This is a genomic window from Shigella sp. FJ200513 (assembly GCF_040495915.1).
In the GTDB taxonomy this organism is placed as follows: domain Bacteria; phylum Pseudomonadota; class Gammaproteobacteria; order Enterobacterales; family Enterobacteriaceae; genus ECMA0423.
In genome coordinates this window covers 38815-58730 of sequence record NZ_JBDYCV010000012.1, presented here as the reverse complement: position 1 = coordinate 58730, position 19916 = coordinate 38815, and the positions used below count along the sequence as shown (strand labels likewise).

The window sequence follows — 19916 nt, the reverse complement described above, 5'->3', positions numbered from 1 at the left end:
TGATGGAAATGGAAGCCACGCAAGCACCTTAAAATCACCATCATACACTAAATCAGTAAGTTGGCAGCATTACCTACTAATGCACCTTCCTGCTGTAATGCCTCGACCAGCGCTAATATTTCGCTTTCTGGAAGCAAGCCACGCAGTGGGTTCAACCCGATGCCATCGTGAGAGGCGAGGAAGTTAAACCAGGTCGTTTTACTGGAGGGCAAGCTCAGACTTTGCGCCCACTGGCACAGCGCCTCGACGTTCTGTTTTTGCACCGCATGTAACACCAGCGGCGGCAGCGAGAACTGGTACACCATATGCGCTTCGTCATCACCGTTGCCAAAGTAAGCAATGTTGTCTTTGTGCGGAACATTGGTTTCGGTAATAATCACTGTACCTGGTGCTACGTCATCAATAATCGACCGTAACAGCTTGATAATCAGATGTGTTTTTTCCAGATGGATGCAGCTTGTTCCCGGCTCTTTCCACATAAAGCCAACGGCATCCAGGCGGACATACTCAGCACCTTTCTCAAGGTAACAGAGTAAAACATCCACCATCGCCAGCAACACTTCAGGGCTACGGTAATTCAGGTCAATTTGATCGTCACTAAAGGTGGTCCATAAATGGCGCGTGGAATTATCATCCATTTGAAACGGCGTTAATAGCGGTAACGCACGCGGAAGGGTGACGGCACTGAGATCGGTTTTCGGATCAACCGCAATAAAGAAATCTTCAAAACCCGGAAGCTGTTGTAAATAGTTTTTAAACCATTCACTTTTTGCAGACATATGGTTGCAGACAAAATCAAACATTAAATGACTGCATTCACCGAGTTGCTGAATATCCTGCCACTCCCCCGCTTCACTGGCGACCTGATGATAATCAATTACCGAAAATCCATCATCAGATGACCATGGGTAAAAAGGTAATAAATGAACATGTGAAAAAATGCTTTGCAGCCATTGATGGTAGAACTGATTAAATATGGGTAGTGGTTTTAAATCATTACTGTGAAATTGATCGGCATAGGTAATTAACACGACATCACTTTCATCCCAGTGTTTTTTACGTCGCTGTGTAATTAATCGTTTCGCACTCTCAAGACGCGTTACAAGTTTCTGTAAATGAGTTGCGGTAAATGTTCCACCGTAGATTTCGTCCATGTAATCCGTAATTTTCTGTTTCATGTTGCCTTTCCGTGGTAGCGGTCCCATGAGGCGAGAGACTACTCCGCAGAAAATAAACTGTCAATTGAGCACAAGGGTTTTAGTCACGCAGGAAATCATTTTTTACCAGGGAAAAAGCGTATTTGTGAGCTGACGCAAATAATCTATAGGGATGTAAATAAGGTGTGACAGAAAAAAAACGGCGCATAAGCGCCGCTCATGGTGAATTCTTTTAACCTTTGACCTTCGGCATTGCGATGTCTTTCAGGCCACCGGCGTTCTCAACGTGGGTATATCCCATCTCGCTAAGGAGCTCTTTTGCCTGCCCGGACTGGCGTCCGGCATTGCAATACACTTTCACGGTGTCGTTTTTATCCGGAACGGCGGTGGCAATGCGCTCTTTCACTTCCTTCAGGGGAATATTGATGGCCCCCTGAACGTGCTCTTGCTGATACTGCTCTGGAACACGAACATCGATCCAGTGTTCAGCGGCGAAAACGGGCAGTGAAAACACCAGTGCCAGAGCAAGTAAGCCTTTTTTTAAACATGTAAGCGTCCTTCTATGGATGAAAATTGCCATCCATTATACGCCTGAGATTTAACAATTTTTGCGAAACTCCCCTCACCTTTTATAACGCTGTGCCAGTTTATTAGCAGCCCGACTTAACAGCGGTTCCAGCGCCACAGCCAGCAACATTTTCAGCGGTCGGCGAGCAACTGATTTTATCGCCCAGCCCGCCACACCCGCCGGGCCATAGCGCAGTGCGGTAAGAAGTACCAGCTTGCCTGCTAATTTGAAACCAAGCTTCACCTTTTGCCCGGCCTGTTGCCAGCGAGTATTCATAACTTTCCTCACAGTTGACGGAAACGGCTACGTAACGTGAAAGTATCGGAAGTGACATAACGTTCCATCTCGCGTAAACGCGTTTCACTTGCCGCCAGTTCACGGTCGACTTCATCCAGCAATTCGCTGCTGGAAGGTAGCTGCTCACCAAAGGCCATGTTGTCCGGCATTGGATCAAGCGCAAATGACAAAATGATGTAAGCAACCAGGGTAAACAGCGCCAGACCGAAAAAAATCGACAGCACCACCAGGATACGCACCAGTTTTACCGGTACATCAAAATAGTTGGCAATCCCGGCGCAGACGCCGCGGACCATGCCCTGCTGTGGAATACGCCATAACTTTTTATTGAGATTAATGCCCGCCATTAGCGATCCCTCCAGTTCGGATGTTCTGCATCAAGAATAGATTCCAGCGCCTGAATACGTTCGCGCATCCGTTTTGCTTCATCAACCAGTTGCGCTAATCGCTGCTGCTCACTTTGCGACAATTCACTGCGACCAGAACGATTGCTGTAATGCAGCCATAACCAGATCGGTAAAACAAACAGCACAAAAATGGTTAACGGAATAGCCAGAAATAGCGCGCTCATAAGTACTCCTTAGACGATGAGCGGCGGCGCGTTCGGACGCCGCCTGGATGTTATTATTGATTGTCTTGCTTCATTTTGGCTTTTAATTGTGCCAGTTGTTCGCTGATTGCATCATCGGCTTTCAGTTCGGCAAACTGATCGTCCAGCGATTTTTGTTTACCGAAGCTGTGGCTTTCTGCTTCCGCTTCCATCTGGTCAATACGACGTTCGAAAGATTCGAAACGAGCCATTGCTTCATCCAGTTTGCCACTGTCCAGCTGACGACGCACATCGCGCGACGAGTTTGCCGCCTGATGACGTAACATCAATGCCTGCTGGCGAGCGCGTGTTTCGCTCAATTTGTTTTCCAGCTCGCCAATCTCTTTCTTCATGCGTGCCAGCGTATCGTCCACCAGCGTCACTTCATGTTCCAGGGACTTAATCAGATCGGTCAGTTTCTGTTTTTCAATTAACGCTGCACGTGCCAGATCCTCTCTCTCTTTCAGCAGCGCCAGTTCGGCTTTTTCCTGCCATTCAACTTCACGCGCCGACGCTTGTTCAATACGGCGAGTCAGCTGTTTCTTTTCTGCCAACGCACGCGCCGAAGTAGAACGTACTTCAACCAGTGTATCTTCCATCTCCTGGATCATCAGACGCACCAGTTTCTGTGGATCTTCCGCTTTCTCTAACAGAGCGTTGATGTTGGCATTCACGATGTCGGCAAAGCGAGAAAAAATACCCATAATGTTGTCCTCTTGATTTCTGCGTTCAGGATTGTCCTGCTGAACTGTTAATACAATTTGCGTGCCAATTTTTTATCTTTTTGATTTATAAAGATCTGATTGAAGAATCAACAGCAACATGCCAGGATGAATTAGCGAATTACACTAACAAGTGGCGAATTTCATCATGGCCGAATACAAAGATAATTTACTTGGTGAGGCGAACAGCTTTCTCGAAGTGCTGGAACAGGTTTCGCATCTCGCACCGCTGGACAAACCGGTGCTCATCATCGGCGAACGCGGCACCGGTAAAGAGTTGATTGCCAGCCGCCTGCATTATCTCTCCTCCCGTTGGCAAGGGCCGTTTATTTCCCTTAACTGCGCGGCGTTAAATGAAAATCTGCTGGATTCCGAACTGTTTGGTCACGAAGCGGGGGCGTTTACCGGTGCGCAAAAACGTCATCCTGGGAGATTTGAACGTGCCGACGGCGGTACGCTATTTCTTGATGAACTCGCTACGGCACCGATGATGGTGCAGGAAAAATTATTGCGTGTGATTGAGTACGGTGAACTGGAGCGCGTTGGCGGTAGCCAGCCGTTGCAGGTGAATGTGCGGTTGGTATGCGCGACGAATGCCGATCTCCCGGCGATGGTCAATGAAGGTACTTTTCGCGCTGACCTGCTCGACCGGCTGGCTTTCGATGTAGTGCAACTGCCGCCCCTGCGCGAGCGCGAAAGCGACATTATGCTGATGGCAGAACACTTTGCCATTCAGATGTGTCGGGAAATCAAGCTGCCTCTGTTCCCGGGGTTTACGGAGCGCGCCAGAGAAACATTGCTGAATTATCGTTGGCCGGGAAATATTCGTGAATTGAAAAACGTGGTGGAACGTTCAGTGTATCGCCACGGCACCAGCGATTATCCGCTTGATGACATCATTATTGATCCCTTTAAACGGCGTCCACCTGAAGAAGCCATCGCCGTTTCAGAAAATACCTCGCTTCCGACGCTGCCGCTGGATTTACGCGAGTTTCAGATGCAGCAGGAAAAAGAGTTGCTGCAACTCAGTTTGCAACAGGGGAAATATAACCAGAAGCGCGCGGCTGAATTACTGGGGTTAACTTATCATCAGTTCCGCGCGTTGTTGAAAAAGCACCAGATTTAGCGAAGTTGAGCAATACAACTTGCCGGATGCGGCGTGAATGCTTTATTCGGCATACATAATCAATACGTCGTTTGCAGGCCTGATAAGCGCAGCGCATCAGACATTATTGCGTTGGGCTATTAATCGCTCAGCGCATCCTGCAAAATTTTCATTGCCGCATCGAATTGCGCATCCGGGATGGTCAGCGGATACAGGAAGCGAATCACGTTGCCGTATGCGCCACAGGTCAGCAGGAGCAGCCCCTGCGCCAGCGCGCGTTGCTGGATTTTCTGTGCAATCGCCGCTGACGGCTCGCCCGTTTGCGGATCGTTAAACTCTGCCGCAATCATCGACCCCAGGCCGCGTACCGCAGCAATGGCCGGAACGCTTTCTTTGGCATCAATCAACGTGTTTTTGAGACGCTGGCCCAGTTGATTCGCGCGTTCGCAGAGTGATTCTTTGTCGATAATATTGAGCACCGCGTGCGCGGCAGCCACCGCCAGCGGGTTCCCGGCGTAGGTGCCACCCAACCCGCCCGGCGCGGGCGCGTCCATAATATTCGCGTTACCGACCACGCCCGAAAGCGGCATCCCGCCCGCGAGGCTTTTCGCCATCGTCATTAAGTCCGGCTTATCGGCGTAATGATCCATGGCAAACAGTTTACCGGTACGCGCAAAGCCGCTTTGCACTTCATCGGCAATCATCACAATACCGTGCTCGTCGCACAGGCGGCGAATGGCGGCAACCAGCTCTTTTGGCGCAACGTTGAAACCGCACTCGCCCTGCACCGGTTCGAAAATAATGGCCGCGACCTGCTTCGCTTCGATGTCTGATTTAAACAAGCGTTCGATGGCGTCGAGGGAGTCCTGTGTTGAAATGCCGTGTAAATCTGACGGATAAGGTACGTGATACACCGAACCAGGGAACGGGCCGAAGCCGATTTTGTACGGCGCAACTTTTCCGGTCAGCGCCATGGTCATATATGTACGACCGTGGAAGCCACCGCTAAACGCAATCACGCCAGGTCGTCCGGTATGGGCGCGAGCAATTTTCACCGCGTTTTCCACCGCTTCCGCGCCGGTAGTGAAGAATGCGGTTTTAGCCTGCCCGCTCACTGGGGCAAGGGTGTTAATTTTCTCCGCCAGCGTGACGTAGCTTTCGTACGGCACAATCTGATACGCCGTGTGGGTAAACTGTTGCAATTGCTGCTCCACCGCCGCGACCAGATCAGGGTGGCGATGCCCGGTATTCAGCACCGCAATGCCTGCGGCGAAATCGATGTATTCGTTGCCCTCTACGTCCTTCAGCGTAGCGTTTTCTGCCGACTGGGCGAAGAAGTTACACATCACGCCAACCCCGCGTGGGGTAGCAGAAAGACGACGCTGATGGAATTCATTGTTGCTCATGTTTCACACCTTTTGACTCTTCACTGTTAATCGGAAATTAAACGCCCAGACGATCGCGCAGGCTGTAATAAGCCGCGCCCATCGCGGTAAATGGCACGCGCAGCGTGCGCCCGCCGGGGAACGGGTAATGCGGCAGATTGGCGAAGGCATCGAAACGCTCGGCGTCACCGCGCAGCAGTTCAGCAATCAAACGCCCGGCAAGATGGGTACAGGTGACGCCGTGGCCGCTGTAACCCTGCATGTAATAGATGTTGGTATCAAGGCGGCCGAACTGCGGCATGTGCGACAAGGTCAGCAGGAAGTTGCCCGTCCAGCGGTAATCAATTTTCACGCCCTTCAACTGAGGGAAGGTTTTTAGTAGTTTCGGTACCACAAGACGCTCAACGTCATCCGGGTTGCGTGCACCATACACTACACCCCCGCCGTACAGCAGGCGGTTGTCGGCGGTAAGACGGTAGTAATCAAGCAGATAGTTACAGTCTTCCACACAGTAGTTTTTCGGGATCAGCGAACGGGCTAAATCTTCCGACAGCCGTTCGGTGGTGATCACCTGCGTGCCGCACGGCATGCTGCGTTTCGCTAGTTCCGGCTCTACTTTATCGCCCAGATACGCATTCCCGGCGACAATCACATACTTCGCCGTCACCTGACCATTGGCAGTCCGAACCACGGCTGGCGTGGTGTGCTGGATCTGCGTCACGGCGGAAAGCTCATACACGCGCCCGCCGTTCAGGCGGATGGCATCGGCTTCACCAATGGCGAGGTTTAGCGGGTGAATATGCCCACCGCTGTGATCCAGCAGCGCACCAGTGTAGCGATCGCTGGCGACCTCGCGGCGAATAGCGTTGACGTCCAGCAGCTCCAGCTGTTTATTGCCGTAGCGTACCCAGTTCTCTTTCTGCTCTTCGAGTGTGGCGAGTTGTTTATCATTCATCGCCACAAACAGACCGCCGGGGCGGTAGTCGCAGTCAATCTGATAACGTTTGATACGTTCGCGGATGATCTCGCCACCCTCGAACATCATGCTGCCGAGCATACGGGCGGTGTCCATGCCGTAGCTTTTTTCGATCACGTCGATGTCGCGGCTGTAGGAGTTCACAAGCTGCCCGCCATTGCGCCCGCTTGCGCCAAAGCCGATGCGTGAGGCTTCGAGAACCACTACGTCAAAGCCCGCTTCCGCCAGATGCAGCGCGGAGGAGAGCCCGGTATAGCCGCCGCCAACCACGCAAACGTCGCAGGTGATTGACTCATTCAGTGTGTCGAATGGTGCATATTTATTCGCACTGGCGGCGTAGTAACTGCTGGTATGTTCGGTCATTTCAGGCCTCCAGGCTTATCCAGATGGTTTTCAGTTCAGTGAATTTTTCAAGGGCATGCAGGGATTTGTCGCGACCGTTGCCGCTCTGCTTATAGCCGCCAAACGGCACGGTCATATCGCCGTCGTTGTAGTTATTGACGAAGACGGAACCGGCTTTCAGGCGTCGGCTCATGCGGTGCGCGCGGGAGAGGTCGCGCGTCCATACCGCCGCGCCAAGGCCGTACTGGCTGTCGTTGGCAAGCTGCAGCGCCTGATCTTCTGATGTGAAACGGGTGACCACCAGCACCGGACCGAAAATCTCTTCGCGGCTTAAGGACGCATTCGGGTCCACATCCACGAAGATGGTCGGGCCGATGGCCGCTGCCAGCCCGGCGTTGCGACCATCCAGCAGCAGTTGCCCCTTGCCTTCGCCTTCACGAATAAAGGTGTGTACCGAGTCAGCGTGAGCGCTGTCGATTAAGGTGCCCATGGTGGTTGCGGGATCAAGTGGATGGCCCGGCTGCCAGTTTTGCGCCTGCTGTTTTAACAGGGCTAAGAATTCATCGGCGATGCTCTCTTCCAGTAACAAACGCGTTCCGGCGATGCGCACCTGGCCCTGGTTGTAGAAGATGCCTGCGGCGGTGGCGCTTGCCGCTTTTTGCAGATCCGGACAATCGGCGAAAACGATGTTGGCGCTTTTGCCGCCCGCTTCCAGCCAGACACGTTTCATGTTGCTATCACCCGCGTCTTTCAGCAGTTGTTTACCCGTACGCGTGGAGCCGGTAAAGGCGATGGCATCGATATCGTTATGACGCGAAAGCGCCTGCCCCGCTTCATGACCAAAACCCGTCACCACGTTCAACACACCATCCGGCAAGCCTGCTTCTTTCGCCAGCCCCGCGAGACGAATCGCACTGAGCGGTGATTTTTCAGACGGTTTTAGAATCACGCTGTTTCCCGCCGCCAGCGCCGGGCCGAGTTTCCAGCAAGTCAGCAACAGCGGGAAGTTCCACGGCACGATGGCGGCAATCACGCCGACCGGTTCACGCACGATCATCGCCAGCTCATGGCTACTGGTGGTCGCCACTTCGCCATACACTTTGTCGATCGCTTCGGCGTACCAGCGAATGGCGCGCGCCGCGCCGGGAATATCATCACGCAGACTGTGACGAATCGGTTTGCCGGTGTCGAGAGTTTCCAGCAGTGCCAGCTCTTCGGCGTGGGCTTCCATTAAATCGGCGAGTTTATTCAGTACCGCTTTACGTTTAGCCGGAGAAGAGAGTGACCAGTCGCCGCGTTCAAATACGCCGCGTGCTGCGCTCACCGCACGGTCGATATCGACGCTCTTGCCGCGGGCAATTTTCGCCAGCGGTGCCTGGGTGACCGGATCAACGGTTTCAAAGGTTTCATTTTCCGCCGCAGCAGTATATTCACCGTTAATAAATAAGCGGTTTTCAATGGCGAGACTTAACGCTTTATCCTGCCAGTAAGCCAGATGATGAAAATTCATTATGACTCCTGTTTCACGTCTATCAGATATATGCAGTTTGTGAACGTCAGGGCGCAGAGATCCCCGGGCTGCATGCCCGTTTATTTCTGGCGACATTCTTTATGGATTGCCGGGCGCATTGCGCTTACCCGGCTTACAGAACAAAAAGATTAAAACGTGGTGGGCGTATGGGCGCTGATAATTCGGCAAATACCTGCCGACGTATTACTGAAACTGTGCGGGATGCCGGTATTAATGGCATAACTTTGCCCCGCGACGAGGTGGTAATCCTGACCATTAATCGTCAGAACAATTTCACCTTCCAGTACTGTGCCTATTTCCTCACCCTGATGCTTAATTCTTTCCCCAGTGGTTGTGCCCGGCTGGTACGTTTCAAAGATCATCGCCAGCGTGCGATTCGGGTTACCGTTATGAACCAGCTTCATTGACACACCCTGACTGCCCATCTCAATTAAGTCGTCCTGATTAATGACGACCTGCGGCTCATCAGGTTTTTCCGGCTCGGAAAAGAATTCCGAGAGTGACAGACCATACACCTTCAGCAGCTTTTGCAGCGTACTGATGGCAGGGCTGACTTTATCTTGTTCTATCGTACTGATAGCACTGTGAGTCAGCCCGGAGAGTTCGGCGGCACGACGTTGTGAAAGCCCCTGCTGCTGGCGGATTTCCGACAAGCGTTTTCCTGGCGCCAGTCCCTCATCACTCATATTTGCATTTCCTTAAACTGTAGTGGTCAGAGTCGCTGTTTTTCAGCGATATGGTGCTGCCAAGCGGTGATAAAGCCCTCGAACAATATACGCGAAAGCGCGTACTCGCTACTGTTCCATTCCGGGTGCCACTGTACGCCCAGCGCAAAAGGATGATTGATGACGCTAACCGCCTCAACTAAGCCATCCGGCGAGCGAGCTTCAACACGCAACCGTGGGCTAACGACCTTCGCCCCTTGTCCATGTAGAGAGTTTACCCAAAAGTTGCTACATTCAGGTAACAACGCAGACAGTAATCCCCCCTCTTCAACCTGAACTTCATGCGACGGTGCATATTGCTGTTCCACCGGCAGTTCGGGATCTTCCCGATGTTCCAGCAATTCAGGCTGTTCGCACAGCTTGCGATGCAACGAACCACCGGTTGCCACCACCAGTTCTTGTAAACCCCGGCAGATGGCGAAAATGGGGATGCGCCTTTCGAGTGCGGCATTAATTATCGCCATGCTCAGAAGATCACGCCCGGGATCGGCGTCAGGCTCATCGCCGTTTTCACCATATAGGTGCGGCTGCACATTGCTGGGACTACTAGGAAGATAAATGCCATCGAGTTTCGGCAAAAGTTGTTCAAGTAACGACGGTTCCGCCAGCGCATGTGGTAGCGCAATTGGCAAGCCGCCTGCGTGGATGATGGCATTCAGGTACTTTTCTTGCAGAGTCTGGGTCGCATGACCCTTAAGCCTGTTCCTGCACATTACGACACCGATAACCGGATTGTTCATTATATTTTCCATGCTCAATCTCACAAAATGGACTAAATTATCGCCATTACTGCGCTTTAAATGACCTTTATGTTCAATATTTTTTCAATCTAGCAGTGGATTTTCATTTTTGCAAACTCAATTTAACATTTGACAAACATTTGGTTTGCATACAGATTCGAATGATGGTCATTATATTTTACGCTTTGATAACGAGCGGAAAACAAACCAAAGGCGAAGAATCATGGAAACCAATATCGTTGAAGTAGAGAACTTTGTTCAGCAGTCAGAAGAGAGGCGGGGTAGCGCCTTTACGCAGGAAGTGAAACGCTACCTGGAGCGCTACCCGAATACGCAATATGTTGATGTTTTACTTACTGATTTGAATGGTTGCTTCCGTGGAAAACGTATCCCTGTTTCAAGCCTGAAGAAGCTCGAGAAAGGGTGTTATTTCCCGGCCTCGGTATTTGCAATGGATATTCTGGGCAACGTAGTAGAAGAAGCAGGTCTGGGTCAGGAAATGGGCGAGCCGGATCGTACCTGTGTTCCTGTTCTCGGTTCCTTAACTCCTTCTGCCGCCGATCCAGAGTTTATCGGTCAGATGCTCCTGACCATGGTCGATGAAGATGGCGCTCCCTTTGACGTTGAGCCGCGGAACGTTCTTAACCGCCTGTGGCAGCAGCTGCGCCAGCGCGGATTGTTCCCGGTTGTAGCGGTAGAGCTGGAGTTCTATTTACTGGATCGCCAGCGCGACGCTGAAGGGGATCTGCAACCGCCCTGCGCGCCTGGCACCGATGACCGCAATACACAAAGCCAGGTTTACTCCGTTGATAACCTCAACCACTTCGCCGACGTGCTCAATGATATTGATGAACTGGCGCAGTTGCAGCTGATTCCGGCAGATGGCGCGGTCGCTGAGGCCTCGCCGGGTCAGTTTGAAATCAACCTTTACCATACTGATAACGTGCTGGAAGCCTGCGATGATGCGCTGGCACTAAAACGCCTAGTGCGTCTGATGGCAGAAAAGCATAAGATGCACGCCACTTTTATGGCGAAGCCGTATGAAGAGCACGCGGGCAGCGGGATGCATATCCATATCAGTATGCAAAATAATCGTGGCGAGAATGTGCTTTCTGACACAGAAGGCGAAGATTCGCCGCTGCTGAAAAAGATGCTCGCCGGGATGATTGACCTGATGCCGTCGTCGATGGCGTTGCTGGCACCAAACGTGAACTCGTATCGCCGCTTCCAGCCGGGAATGTATGTGCCGACGCAGGCGTCGTGGGGCCATAACAACCGCACCGTCGCCCTGCGTATTCCGTGCGGTGACCGTCATAATCACCGCGTGGAATATCACGTGGCGGGTGCCGATGCCAACCCATATCTGGTGATGGCAGCGATTTTTGCCGGTATTTTGCATGGCCTTGATAACGAGCTGCCGTTGCAGGAAGAAGTCGAAGGCAACGGGCTGGAACAGGAAGGCTTACCCTTCCCGATTCGCCAGAGCGATGCCCTGGGTGAGTTTATCGAGAATGATCACCTGCGCCGCTATTTAGGCGAACGGTTTTGCCATGTGTATCACGCCTGTAAAAATGATGAGCTGTTGCAGTTTGAGCGCCTCATCACAGAAACAGAAATTGAGTGGATGTTGAAAAACGCGTAATTCCCCTTGCGGGGTTGTTTCATCGGCCTGAGCGGAGCCAGGCCTGACATTTGCTGGTAATCCAGACATTTCCCGGATGTCGCGTTATGGAGCGCAGGCGGCAACGGGCTTCCGTTAACGATTAAGACTGTGACGAGGAAATGAGATGATGCCGATGATTAAATCCCCGCATGGCGAGGGAGGCTGCGTATGCGCCCCTCCTGCTACTGACTGGACTCCGCCCCCTTTGCTTCCCTTGCTAAACAGGTTTGATTTCAGGTCGACACGACCGCAAACCTTATTACGCAGGGGAGGCAGCAATTATGGCTATTAATTCACCACTGAATATTGCTGCGCAACCCGGCAAAACCCGTCTGCGAAAATCACTGAAATTGTGGCAGGTGGTAATGATGGGTCTGGCCTATCTCACGCCGATGACCGTATTTGATACTTTTGGTATTGTCTCCGGCATTAGCGACGGTCACGTTCCGGCGTCCTATTTGCTGGCGCTGGCGGGCGTGCTGTTTACCGCTATCAGCTACGGCAAACTGGTTCGCCAGTTTCCGGAGGCCGGTTCGGCCTATACCTACGCGCAAAAGTCGATTAACCCGCACGTCGGATTTATGGTCGGCTGGTCATCACTGCTGGATTATCTCTTTTTGCCAATGATCAACGTTTTGTTGGCGAAAATCTATCTCTCCGCCCTCTTCCCGGAAGTGCCGCCGTGGGTGTGGGTGGTAACCTTCGTCGCCATTTTAACCGCCGCGAATCTGAAGAGCGTCAACCTGGTCGCTAACTTCAATACCCTGTTTGTACTGGTGCAAATCTCCATCATGGTGGTGTTTATCTTCCTGGTGGTTCAGGGACTGCATAAAGGAGAAGGCGTTGGCACCGTCTGGTCACTTCAGCCGTTTATCAGCGAGAACGCGCACCTGATCCCGATTATTACCGGTGCGACGATTGTCTGTTTCTCGTTCCTCGGTTTCGATGCGGTGACCACGCTTTCGGAAGAGACGCCGGACGCCGCACGCGTGATCCCGAAAGCCATCTTCCTGACGGCGGTATACGGCGGCGTTATCTTTATCGCGGCGTCGTTCTTTATGCAGCTGTTCTTTCCCGATATCAGCCGCTTTAAAGACCCGGACGCCGCACTGCCTGAAATTGCGCTGTACGTCGGCGGCAAGCTCTTTCAGTCGATTTTCCTCTGCACCACGTTTGTGAACACATTAGCGTCTGGCCTGGCTTCACATGCCAGCGTGTCGCGTCTGCTGTATGTGATGGGGCGTGACAATGTGTTTCCGGAGCGCGTGTTTGGCTATGTGCACCCAAAATGGCGGACTCCGGCACTCAACGTCATTATGGTCGGGATTGTCGCGCTGTCGGCGCTGTTCTTTGATTTAGTCACCGCGACAGCACTGATTAACTTCGGTGCTCTGGTGGCGTTTACCTTCGTGAATCTGTCGGTGTTTAATCATTTCTGGCGGCGTAAAGGAATGAATAAAAGCTGGAAGGATCACTTCCACTATTTGCTGATGCCGCTGGTTGGCGCGCTGACGGTGGGTGTGCTGTGGGTTAACCTAGAGTCAACGTCACTGACACTCGGTCTGGTATGGGCTTCGTTAGGCGGCGCATATTTGTGGTATCTGATCCGCCGCTATCGCAAAGTGCCGCTGTACGAAGGTGACAGAACGCCGGTGAGCGAAACGTAATAGCCGGATGCGCGGCGCATTATCCTGCCTGAGGGTAACGCGCCGCGCCATTAACTATAAAAAGATGTATGACCCGGATCACGAGTGCTATCATCCGCCCTTATGCTTAGCGCATTAACCCCAGGGGCAAATAATGAACCACGATATCCCGCTAAAATATTTTGATATTGCCGATGAGTACGCGACCGAATGCGCAGAGCCTGTCGCAGAGGCTGAACGCACACCGCTGGCCCACTACTTCCAGTTACTGCTCACCCGTTTGATGAACAATGAAGAGATCAGCGAAGAAGCCCAACATGAAATGGCTGCTGAAGCGGGGATTAATCCCGTACGCATTGATGAGATCGCAGAGTTTTTGAATCAATGGGGTAATGAGTAATTATTTAATTGCAGACGATCGGTCAGTATCGTTGTCCGGATAAAGCGTTCACGCCGCATCCGGCTAACAATGACACGCACTGCAGCGTGCTTTAATGGGTTTCTCACGATCGTACCGCTCTGCTCCTCGCTAAGTTGTTCTGTGAGTTATAGTTATAGAGAAATCACGGGTACGAATGTTGAACAGATGGCGACGCCACCTGTTCAACGACCAACCACACGGCCCTCATTACGACCCCTGAACACAAACGGTAATGGCAAATGTCATTAAATATTAGTAAGATAGCCTCTTTACATAAAATCCCTTAATATTATGCGCCAGGTATTATCGTCTCTTTTGGTGATTGCTGGACTTGTGAGTGGTCAGGCAATCGCCGCGCCTGAATCCCCCCCGCATGCTGATATCCGCGACAGCGGTTTTGTCTATTGCGTCAGCGGGCAAGTCAACACCTTTAACCCATCCAAAGCGAGCAGTGGGTTAATTGTCGATACCCTTGCCGCCCAGTTTTATGATCGACTGCTGGATGTCGATCCCTATACCTATCGCCTGATGCCGGAACTTGCCGAAAGCTGGGAAGTACTCGACAACGGCGCGACCTATCGCTTCCACCTGCGTCGCGATGTTCCGTTTCAAAAAACCGACTGGTTTACTCCCACTCGTAAAATGAATGCCGACGATGTGGTGTTTACCTTCCAGCGAATTTTTGACCGCAACAACCCGTGGCATAACGTCAACGGCAGCAACTTCCCCTACTTCGACAGCCTGCAATTTGCCGATAACGTGAAAAGCGTCCGCAAACTGGATAATCATACCGTTGAGTTCCGACTCGCCCAGCCGGATGCTTCTTTTTTGTGGCACCTCGCAACCCATTATGCTTCGGTCATGTCGGCAGAATATGCCCGGAAGTTAGAGAAAGAAGATCGCCAGGAGCAACTCGACCGTCAACCGGTCGGCACCGGTCCGTATCAGTTGTCGGAATACCGCGCCGGGCAATTTATTCGCCTACAACGTCATGATGACTTCTGGCGCGGTAAACCGTTAATGCCGCAGGTAGTGGTGGATTTAGGCTCCGGCGGCACCGGACGTCTGTCGAAACTCCTGACCGGGGAATGCGACGTTCTGGCCTGGCCTGCTGCCAGCCAGCTATCCATTTTGCGTGACGACCCGCGCTTGCGTTTAACGCTGCGTCCTGGGATGAACGTCGCCTATCTGGCATTTAACACCGCCAAACCGCCGCTAAATAATCCCGCTGTCCGCCATGCACTGGCACTGGCGATTAATAACCAGCGCCTGATGCAATCCATCTATTATGGTACGGCTGAAACGGCGGCCTCTATTTTACCGCGCGCCTCGTGGGCCTATGACAACGAGGCTAAAATTACTGAATACAATCCGGCGAAATCGCGCGAACAGTTGAAGGCGTTGGGGCTGGAAAACTTAACGCTGAAACTGTGGGTGCCCACACGTTCGCAGGCGTGGAACCCCAGTCCACTGAAAACTGCCGAACTGATTCAGGCGGATATGGCGCAGGTTGGCGTAAAAGTGGTGATTGTGCCGGTAGAAGGTCGCTTTCAGGAGGCGCGGTTGATGGATATGAGCCATGATCTGACGTTATCCGGTTGGGCGACGGACAGTAACGACCCGGACAGTTTCTTCCGTCCGTTACTGAGCTGCGCGGCAATTCATTCACAGACCAACCTCGCCCACTGGTGCAATCCGAAATTCGACAGCGTGTTGCGTAAGGCGCTCTCCTCGCAGCAGCTGGCAGCGCGTATTGAAGCCTATGACGAAGCGCAGAGTATTCTGGCGCAGGAATTACCTATTCTGCCGCTGGCGTCGTCATTGCGTTTGCAGGCCTATCGGTACGATATCAAAGGTCTGGTACTTAGCCCGTTTGGTAACGCCTCCTTTGCTGGGGTGTATCGCGAGAAACAGGATGAGGTGAAAAAACCATGATTATCTTCACCTTACGCCGCATTTTGTTATTGATTGTCACCTTGTTCCTGCTGACCTTCGTTGGCTTCAGCTTGAGCTATTTCACTCCACACGCGCCGTTACAAGGCGCGTCACTGTGGAATGCCTGGGTGTTCTGGTTTAATGGCCTGATCCACTGGGATTTTGGTGTTTCCAGCATTAACGGTCAACCAATTGCCGAACAGTTAAAAGAGCTCTTCCCGGCGACGATAGAACTGTGCATCCTCGCCTTCGGTTTTGCGCTGATTGTTGGCATCCCCGTGGGGATGATTGCCGGGATTACGCGCCATAAGTGGCAGGATAACTTGATCAACGCCATCGCCTTACTGGGCTTTTCAATCCCGGTGTTCTGGCTGGCGCTTCTGTTGACACTGTTTTGTTCACTCACGCTAGGTTGGTTGCCCGTTTCAGGGCGTTTCGATCTGCTCTACGAAGTGAAACCGATTACCGGTTTTGCGTTGATTGATGCCTGGCTTTCGGACTCACCATGGCGGGATGAAATGATCATGAGCGCAATCCGCCATATGATATTGCCCGTGATCACCCTGTCGGTTGCGCCAACAACTGAAGTGATCCGCCTGATGCGTATCAGCACTATTGAAGTGTATGACCAGAACTATGTAAAAGCGGCGGCGACCCGCGGTTTGTCGCGCTTTACTATTTTGCGTCGCCACGTTCTGCATAACGCGTTACCGCCGGTTATTCCTCGCCTGGGCTTACAGTTTTCCACCATGCTGACGCTGGCGATGATCACCGAAATGGTTTTTAGCTGGCCGGGTTTAGGGCGCTGGTTAATTAACGCCATCCGCCAGCAGGATTACGCAGCCATTTCCGCCGGAGTGATGGTGTGTGGCTCACTGGTCATTATTGTTAACGTGATTTCTGATATTTTGGGTGCCATGGCTAACCCTCTGAAACATAAGGAATGGTATGCCTTACGATAGCGTATACAGCGAAAAGCGCCCGCCGGGCACGCTGCGTACCGCCTGGCGCAAATTTTATAGTGACGCCTCTGCGATGGTCGGCCTGTACGGCTGCGCGGGACTGGCTGTACTGTGTATTTTTGGCGGCTGGTTTGCGCCTTACGGCATCGACCAGCAATTTCTCGGTTATCAATTATTGCCGCCATCATGGTCGCGCTATGGCGAAGTTTCTTTCTTCCTGGGGACTGACGACCTCGGACGTGATGTTTTAAGCCGTTTACTGAGCGGAGCTGCGCCAACCGTGGGTGGCGCATTTGTGGTGACGCTTGCCGCGACGATCTGTGGCCTGGTACTGGGCACCTTCGCCGGGGCGACACACGGCCTCCGCTCAGCGGTGCTTAACCATATTCTGGATACCTTACTGGCGATCCCTTCGCTGCTGTTGGCAATTATCGTTGTAGCGTTTGCCGGACCGAGTTTGTCCCACGCTATGTTTGCTGTCTGGCTGGCATTGCTGCCGCGTATGGTACGTTCGATTTACAGCATGGTGCATGACGAACTGGAAAAAGAGTACGTTATCGCCGCCCGTCTGGATGGCGCATCAACGCTGAATATTCTCTGGTTTGCTGTGATGCCAAACATCACCGCCGGGCTGGTCACCGAGATCACCCGCGCACTGTCGATGGCAATTCTCGATATCGCCGCGCTGGGCTTTCTCGATCTCGGCGCACAACTCCCCTCGCCTGAATGGGGAGCGATGCTCGGTGATGCGCTGGAACTGATTTATGTCGCCCCGTGGACTGTCATGCTGCCAGGTGCGGCAATTATGATTAGCGTGTTGTTGGTTAACCTCCTTGGCGATGGCGTTCGTCGTGCGATTATTGCGGGGGTGGAATAATGCCATTACTCGATATTCGTAACCTGACCATTGAATTTAAAACCGGTGATGAGTGGGTTAAAGCCGTCGACCGGGTAAGTATGACCTTAACCGAAGGTGAAATCCGCGGTCTTGTTGGTGAATCCGGTTCCGGCAAGAGTTTGATTGCGAAAGCGATTTGTGGGGTGAATAAAGATAACTGGCGTGTTACTGCTGACCGTATGCGTTTTGATGATATCGATTTGCTGCGTCTCTCCGCACGCGAACGGCGCAAACTGGTTGGCCATAACGTGTCGATGATTTTCCAGGAACCGCAGTCGTGTCTTGACCCTTCAGAACGTGTGGGTCGCCAGTTGATGCAAAACATCCCAGCCTGGACCTATAAAGGCCGTTGGTGGCAGCGTTTTGGCTGGCGCAAACGCCGTGCCATTGAACTGCTGCACCGCGTGGGGATTAAAGATCACAAAGATGCGATGCGCAGTTTTCCCTATGAGTTGACCGAAGGTGAATGTCAGAAAGTGATGATAGCCATTGCACTGGCGAATCAACCGCGTCTGCTGATTGCTGACGAACCGACAAACTCAATGGAGCCAACAACCCAGGCGCAAATCTTTCGCCTGCTGACGCGTCTCAACCAAAACAGCAATACCACTATTTTGCTTATCAGCCATGACTTACAAATGCTTAGCCAATGGGCGGATAAAATTAACGTGCTTTACTGCGGTCAAACAGTGGAAACCGCGCCGAGTAAGGAGTTGGTGACGATGCCACATCATCCTTATACCCAGGCGCTGATCCGCGCGATACCAGACTTCGGCAGCGCGATGCCGCATAAAAGTCGCCTCAATACTCTACCCGGCGCTATCCCATTGCTGGAACAGTTACCGATTGGTTGTCGTCTGGGGCCACGTTGCCCGTATGCACAACGAGAATGCATTGTGACGCCACGTTTGACGGGGGCGAAAAATCATCTCTATGCCTGTCATTTCCCGCTGAACATGGAGAAAGAGTGAGATGATCGAAACGCTGCTTGAAGTGCGTAATTTAAGTAAAACGTTCCGCTACCGGACCGGTTGGTTTCGTCGTCAGACCGTAGAAGCGGTAAAACCCTTGAGCTTTACGCTACGTGAAGGCCAGACACTGGCGATTATTGGCGAGAATGGTTCGGGTAAATCCACACTGGCAAAAATGCTGGCGGGAATGATAGAACCTACCAGCGGCGAGTTATTGATTGACGATCATCCGCTGCATTTTGGCGATTATTCCTTCCGTAGTCAGCGTATTCGCATGATTTTTCAGGATCCTTCGACCTCGTTGAATCCCCGTCAACGTATCTCACAAATTCTGGATTTTCCACTGCGCCTGAACACCGACCTGGAACCGGAACAGCGTCGCAAACAGATTATTGAAACGATGCGTATGGTTGGGCTGCTACCGGATCACGTCAGTTACTATCCGCATATGTTGGCACCCGGACAAAAACAGCGTCTGGGTCTGGCGCGCGCGCTGATATTGCGCCCAAAAGTCATTATTGCCGATGAAGCCCTCGCTTCACTGGATATGTCAATGCGTTCGCAGTTGATTAATCTGATGCTGGAGTTACAGGAAAAACAGGGCATTTCGTATATTTATGTTACCCAGCATATCGGAATGATGAAGCACATTAGCGACCAGGTGCTGGTGATGCATCAGGGCGAGGTTGTCGAGCGAGGCAGCACCGCGGATGTGCTGGCATCGCCGCTGCATGAACTCACCAAACGGCTGATTGCCGGGCACTTTGGCGAAGCATTGACAGCGGATGCGTGGCGTAAAGATCGCTAATTTTCTGAATCCTCCTTCCAGATTATTCACCTCATTCTGACAAGAGATTAAATCTTGTCAGAATGAGGTGATGGATAAAATAAAATCAAATGCGCGTGATTTAAGACGCAATCTCACTTTGCAGGAACGAAAGCTCTGGCGATATCTTCGCAGCCGACGTTTTGGTGATTTCAAATTTCGCCGTCAACATCCGGTGGGGAGCTACATTCTCGATTTTGCTTGCTGCTCGGCGCGCGTAGTCGTTGAGCTGGATGGTGGGCAGCATGATTTGGCAGTTGCCTATGATACCAGGCGCACTAGCTGGCTTGAGTCGCAGGGCTGGACCGTGCTGCGTTTCTGGAATAACGAGATTGATTGTAATGAGGAGGCGGTGCTGGAGATTATTCTGCAGGAACTGAACCGCCGGTCACCCTCACCCTGAAAGGGCGAGGGGGCCGACCGAGCCGAATAGCTGTTGTGGTGAAAACATGGAGAC

General features: G+C 52.3%; 21 protein-coding genes and 1 pseudogene. 11 read left to right on the top strand and 11 right to left on the bottom strand.

Going from position 1 to position 19916, the window contains the following annotated elements:
* Window positions 1-74 precede the first annotated feature (74 nt).
* The 6 genes and pseudogenes from ABZJ92_RS04665 to pspA form a co-directional block, all read right to left on the bottom strand.
* A pseudogene (locus ABZJ92_RS04665) lies at window positions 75-1178 on the bottom strand (alpha-amylase family glycosyl hydrolase); the annotation flags it as partial.
* 211 nt (window positions 1179-1389) lie between these two features.
* Entirely contained in the window at window positions 1390-1737 is a 348-nt protein-coding gene (pspE, locus tag ABZJ92_RS04660; RefSeq protein WP_000974117.1) for a thiosulfate sulfurtransferase PspE, read from the bottom strand.
* Between the two features lie 42 nt (window positions 1738-1779).
* Entirely contained in the window at window positions 1780-2001 is a 222-nt protein-coding gene (pspD, locus tag ABZJ92_RS04655; protein ID WP_001359759.1) for a phage shock protein PspD, read from the bottom strand.
* An 8-nt stretch (window positions 2002-2009) separates the two neighbouring features.
* Window positions 2010-2369: an envelope stress response membrane protein PspC gene (gene pspC, locus ABZJ92_RS04650; protein WP_000907387.1), complete on the bottom strand. Its 360-nt coding sequence runs from the start codon at window positions 2367-2369 to the stop codon at window positions 2010-2012.
* Entirely contained in the window at window positions 2369-2593 is a 225-nt protein-coding gene (gene pspB / locus ABZJ92_RS04645; protein ID WP_001274964.1) for an envelope stress response membrane protein PspB, read from the bottom strand. The genes pspC and pspB overlap by 1 nt, the downstream gene beginning before the upstream one ends.
* A gap of 53 nt (window positions 2594-2646) precedes the next feature.
* Window positions 2647-3315: a phage shock protein PspA gene (pspA, locus tag ABZJ92_RS04640; protein ID WP_000511025.1), complete on the bottom strand. Its 669-nt coding sequence runs from the start codon at window positions 3313-3315 to the stop codon at window positions 2647-2649.
* Between the two features lie 166 nt (window positions 3316-3481).
* Here pspA and pspF point away from each other — a divergent pair, with 166 nt between their 5' ends.
* Window positions 3482-4459: a phage shock protein operon transcriptional activator gene (gene pspF, locus ABZJ92_RS04635; RefSeq protein ID WP_005049736.1), complete on the top strand. Its 978-nt coding sequence runs from the start codon at window positions 3482-3484 to the stop codon at window positions 4457-4459.
* A gap of 119 nt (window positions 4460-4578) precedes the next feature.
* On the opposite strand, the gene puuE is transcribed toward pspF, so the two are convergent.
* The 5 genes from puuE to puuD form a co-directional block, all read right to left on the bottom strand.
* Window positions 4579-5844 carry a 4-aminobutyrate transaminase gene (gene puuE / locus ABZJ92_RS04630; protein ID WP_000069252.1) on the bottom strand — a complete coding sequence of 422 codons (1266 nt, stop codon included), beginning with the start codon at window positions 5842-5844 and terminating at the stop codon, window positions 4579-4581.
* A gap of 37 nt (window positions 5845-5881) precedes the next feature.
* Window positions 5882-7162: a gamma-glutamylputrescine oxidase gene (gene puuB / locus ABZJ92_RS04625; RefSeq protein ID WP_000134885.1), complete on the bottom strand. Its 1281-nt coding sequence runs from the start codon at window positions 7160-7162 to the stop codon at window positions 5882-5884.
* Between the two features lies 1 nt (window position 7163).
* On the bottom strand, window positions 7164-8651 hold the full coding sequence (gene puuC / locus ABZJ92_RS04620; protein ID WP_001009102.1) for an aldehyde dehydrogenase PuuC: 1488 nt from the start codon (window positions 8649-8651) through the stop codon (window positions 7164-7166).
* Window positions 8652-8800: 149 nt separating this feature from the next.
* The gene (puuR, locus tag ABZJ92_RS04615) at window positions 8801-9358 is read right to left on the bottom strand and encodes an HTH-type transcriptional regulator PuuR (protein WP_001278727.1); all 558 of its coding nucleotides are present in this window, start codon (window positions 9356-9358) and stop codon (window positions 8801-8803) included.
* 26 nt (window positions 9359-9384) lie between these two features.
* Complete coding sequence (gene puuD / locus ABZJ92_RS04610) at window positions 9385-10149, bottom strand: gamma-glutamyl-gamma-aminobutyrate hydrolase (RefSeq protein WP_005049729.1); 765 nt, start codon at window positions 10147-10149, stop codon at window positions 9385-9387.
* 211 nt (window positions 10150-10360) lie between these two features.
* Between puuD and puuA the strand changes: the two genes are divergently transcribed.
* From puuA to ABZJ92_RS04560, 10 genes are all read left to right on the top strand, one after another.
* The gene (puuA, locus tag ABZJ92_RS04605; RefSeq protein ID WP_005049726.1) at window positions 10361-11779 is read left to right on the top strand and encodes a glutamate-putrescine ligase; all 1419 of its coding nucleotides are present in this window, start codon (window positions 10361-10363) and stop codon (window positions 11777-11779) included.
* Between the two features lie 148 nt (window positions 11780-11927).
* The gene (locus ABZJ92_RS04600) at window positions 11928-12092 is read left to right on the top strand and encodes a YmjE family protein (protein ID WP_120795382.1); all 165 of its coding nucleotides are present in this window, start codon (window positions 11928-11930) and stop codon (window positions 12090-12092) included.
* Window positions 12082-13467 (top strand): putrescine/proton symporter PuuP, encoded by a 1386-nt coding sequence (puuP, locus tag ABZJ92_RS04595; RefSeq protein WP_000996858.1) that lies wholly within the window; start codon window positions 12082-12084, stop codon window positions 13465-13467. Before ABZJ92_RS04600 ends, puuP begins: the two co-directional genes overlap by 11 nt.
* 133 nt (window positions 13468-13600) lie before the next feature.
* Entirely contained in the window at window positions 13601-13846 is a 246-nt protein-coding gene (locus tag ABZJ92_RS04590) for a YmjA family protein (protein WP_001015110.1), read from the top strand.
* 312 nt (window positions 13847-14158) lie between these two features.
* Entirely contained in the window at window positions 14159-15802 is a 1644-nt protein-coding gene (gene sapA / locus ABZJ92_RS04585) for an ABC transporter substrate-binding protein SapA (RefSeq protein ID WP_001250215.1), read from the top strand.
* The gene (sapB, locus tag ABZJ92_RS04580; RefSeq protein WP_000583261.1) at window positions 15799-16764 is read left to right on the top strand and encodes a putrescine export ABC transporter permease SapB; all 966 of its coding nucleotides are present in this window, start codon (window positions 15799-15801) and stop codon (window positions 16762-16764) included. Before sapA ends, sapB begins: the two co-directional genes overlap by 4 nt.
* The gene (gene sapC, locus ABZJ92_RS04575; RefSeq protein WP_001146163.1) at window positions 16751-17641 is read left to right on the top strand and encodes a peptide ABC transporter permease SapC; all 891 of its coding nucleotides are present in this window, start codon (window positions 16751-16753) and stop codon (window positions 17639-17641) included. The genes sapB and sapC overlap by 14 nt, the downstream gene beginning before the upstream one ends.
* The gene (sapD, locus tag ABZJ92_RS04570; RefSeq protein WP_001128858.1) at window positions 17641-18633 is read left to right on the top strand and encodes a peptide ABC transporter ATP-binding protein SapD; all 993 of its coding nucleotides are present in this window, start codon (window positions 17641-17643) and stop codon (window positions 18631-18633) included. Before sapC ends, sapD begins: the two co-directional genes overlap by 1 nt.
* Window position 18634: 1 nt before the next feature.
* The gene (gene sapF, locus ABZJ92_RS04565; protein ID WP_000573407.1) at window positions 18635-19441 is read left to right on the top strand and encodes a peptide ABC transporter ATP-binding protein SapF; all 807 of its coding nucleotides are present in this window, start codon (window positions 18635-18637) and stop codon (window positions 19439-19441) included.
* Window positions 19442-19508: 67 nt separating this feature from the next.
* A complete protein-coding gene (locus tag ABZJ92_RS04560; protein ID WP_000968844.1) occupies window positions 19509-19862 on the top strand; it encodes a DUF559 domain-containing protein in 354 nt (117 codons plus the stop codon).
* Window positions 19863-19916 lie beyond the last annotated feature (54 nt).

Coding starts and splice junctions, on each gene's coding strand:
- sapD (WP_001128858.1), top strand. CDS start 17,641: ATGCCATTACTCGATATTCGTAACCTGACCATTGAATTTAAAACCGGT.
- ABZJ92_RS04600 (WP_120795382.1), top strand. CDS start 11,928: ATGCCGATGATTAAATCCCCGCATGGCGAGGGAGGCTGCGTATGCGCC.
- sapA (WP_001250215.1), top strand. CDS start 14,159: ATGCGCCAGGTATTATCGTCTCTTTTGGTGATTGCTGGACTTGTGAGT.
- puuC (WP_001009102.1), bottom strand. CDS start 8,651: ATGAATTTTCATCATCTGGCTTACTGGCAGGATAAAGCGTTAAGTCTC.
- sapC (WP_001146163.1), top strand. CDS start 16,751: ATGCCTTACGATAGCGTATACAGCGAAAAGCGCCCGCCGGGCACGCTG.
- puuD (WP_005049729.1), bottom strand. CDS start 10,149: ATGGAAAATATAATGAACAATCCGGTTATCGGTGTCGTAATGTGCAGG.
- puuB (WP_000134885.1), bottom strand. CDS start 7,162: ATGACCGAACATACCAGCAGTTACTACGCCGCCAGTGCGAATAAATAT.
- pspD (WP_001359759.1), bottom strand. CDS start 2,001: ATGAATACTCGCTGGCAACAGGCCGGGCAAAAGGTGAAGCTTGGTTTC.
- pspC (WP_000907387.1), bottom strand. CDS start 2,369: ATGGCGGGCATTAATCTCAATAAAAAGTTATGGCGTATTCCACAGCAG.
- puuE (WP_000069252.1), bottom strand. CDS start 5,844: ATGAGCAACAATGAATTCCATCAGCGTCGTCTTTCTGCTACCCCACGC.
- pspB (WP_001274964.1), bottom strand. CDS start 2,593: ATGAGCGCGCTATTTCTGGCTATTCCGTTAACCATTTTTGTGCTGTTT.
- pspA (WP_000511025.1), bottom strand. CDS start 3,315: ATGGGTATTTTTTCTCGCTTTGCCGACATCGTGAATGCCAACATCAAC.
- pspF (WP_005049736.1), top strand. CDS start 3,482: ATGGCCGAATACAAAGATAATTTACTTGGTGAGGCGAACAGCTTTCTC.
- sapF (WP_000573407.1), top strand. CDS start 18,635: ATGATCGAAACGCTGCTTGAAGTGCGTAATTTAAGTAAAACGTTCCGC.
- sapB (WP_000583261.1), top strand. CDS start 15,799: ATGATTATCTTCACCTTACGCCGCATTTTGTTATTGATTGTCACCTTG.
- pspE (WP_000974117.1), bottom strand. CDS start 1,737: ATGGCAATTTTCATCCATAGAAGGACGCTTACATGTTTAAAAAAAGGC.
- puuP (WP_000996858.1), top strand. CDS start 12,082: ATGGCTATTAATTCACCACTGAATATTGCTGCGCAACCCGGCAAAACC.
- puuA (WP_005049726.1), top strand. CDS start 10,361: ATGGAAACCAATATCGTTGAAGTAGAGAACTTTGTTCAGCAGTCAGAA.
- ABZJ92_RS04590 (WP_001015110.1), top strand. CDS start 13,601: ATGAACCACGATATCCCGCTAAAATATTTTGATATTGCCGATGAGTAC.
- puuR (WP_001278727.1), bottom strand. CDS start 9,358: ATGAGTGATGAGGGACTGGCGCCAGGAAAACGCTTGTCGGAAATCCGC.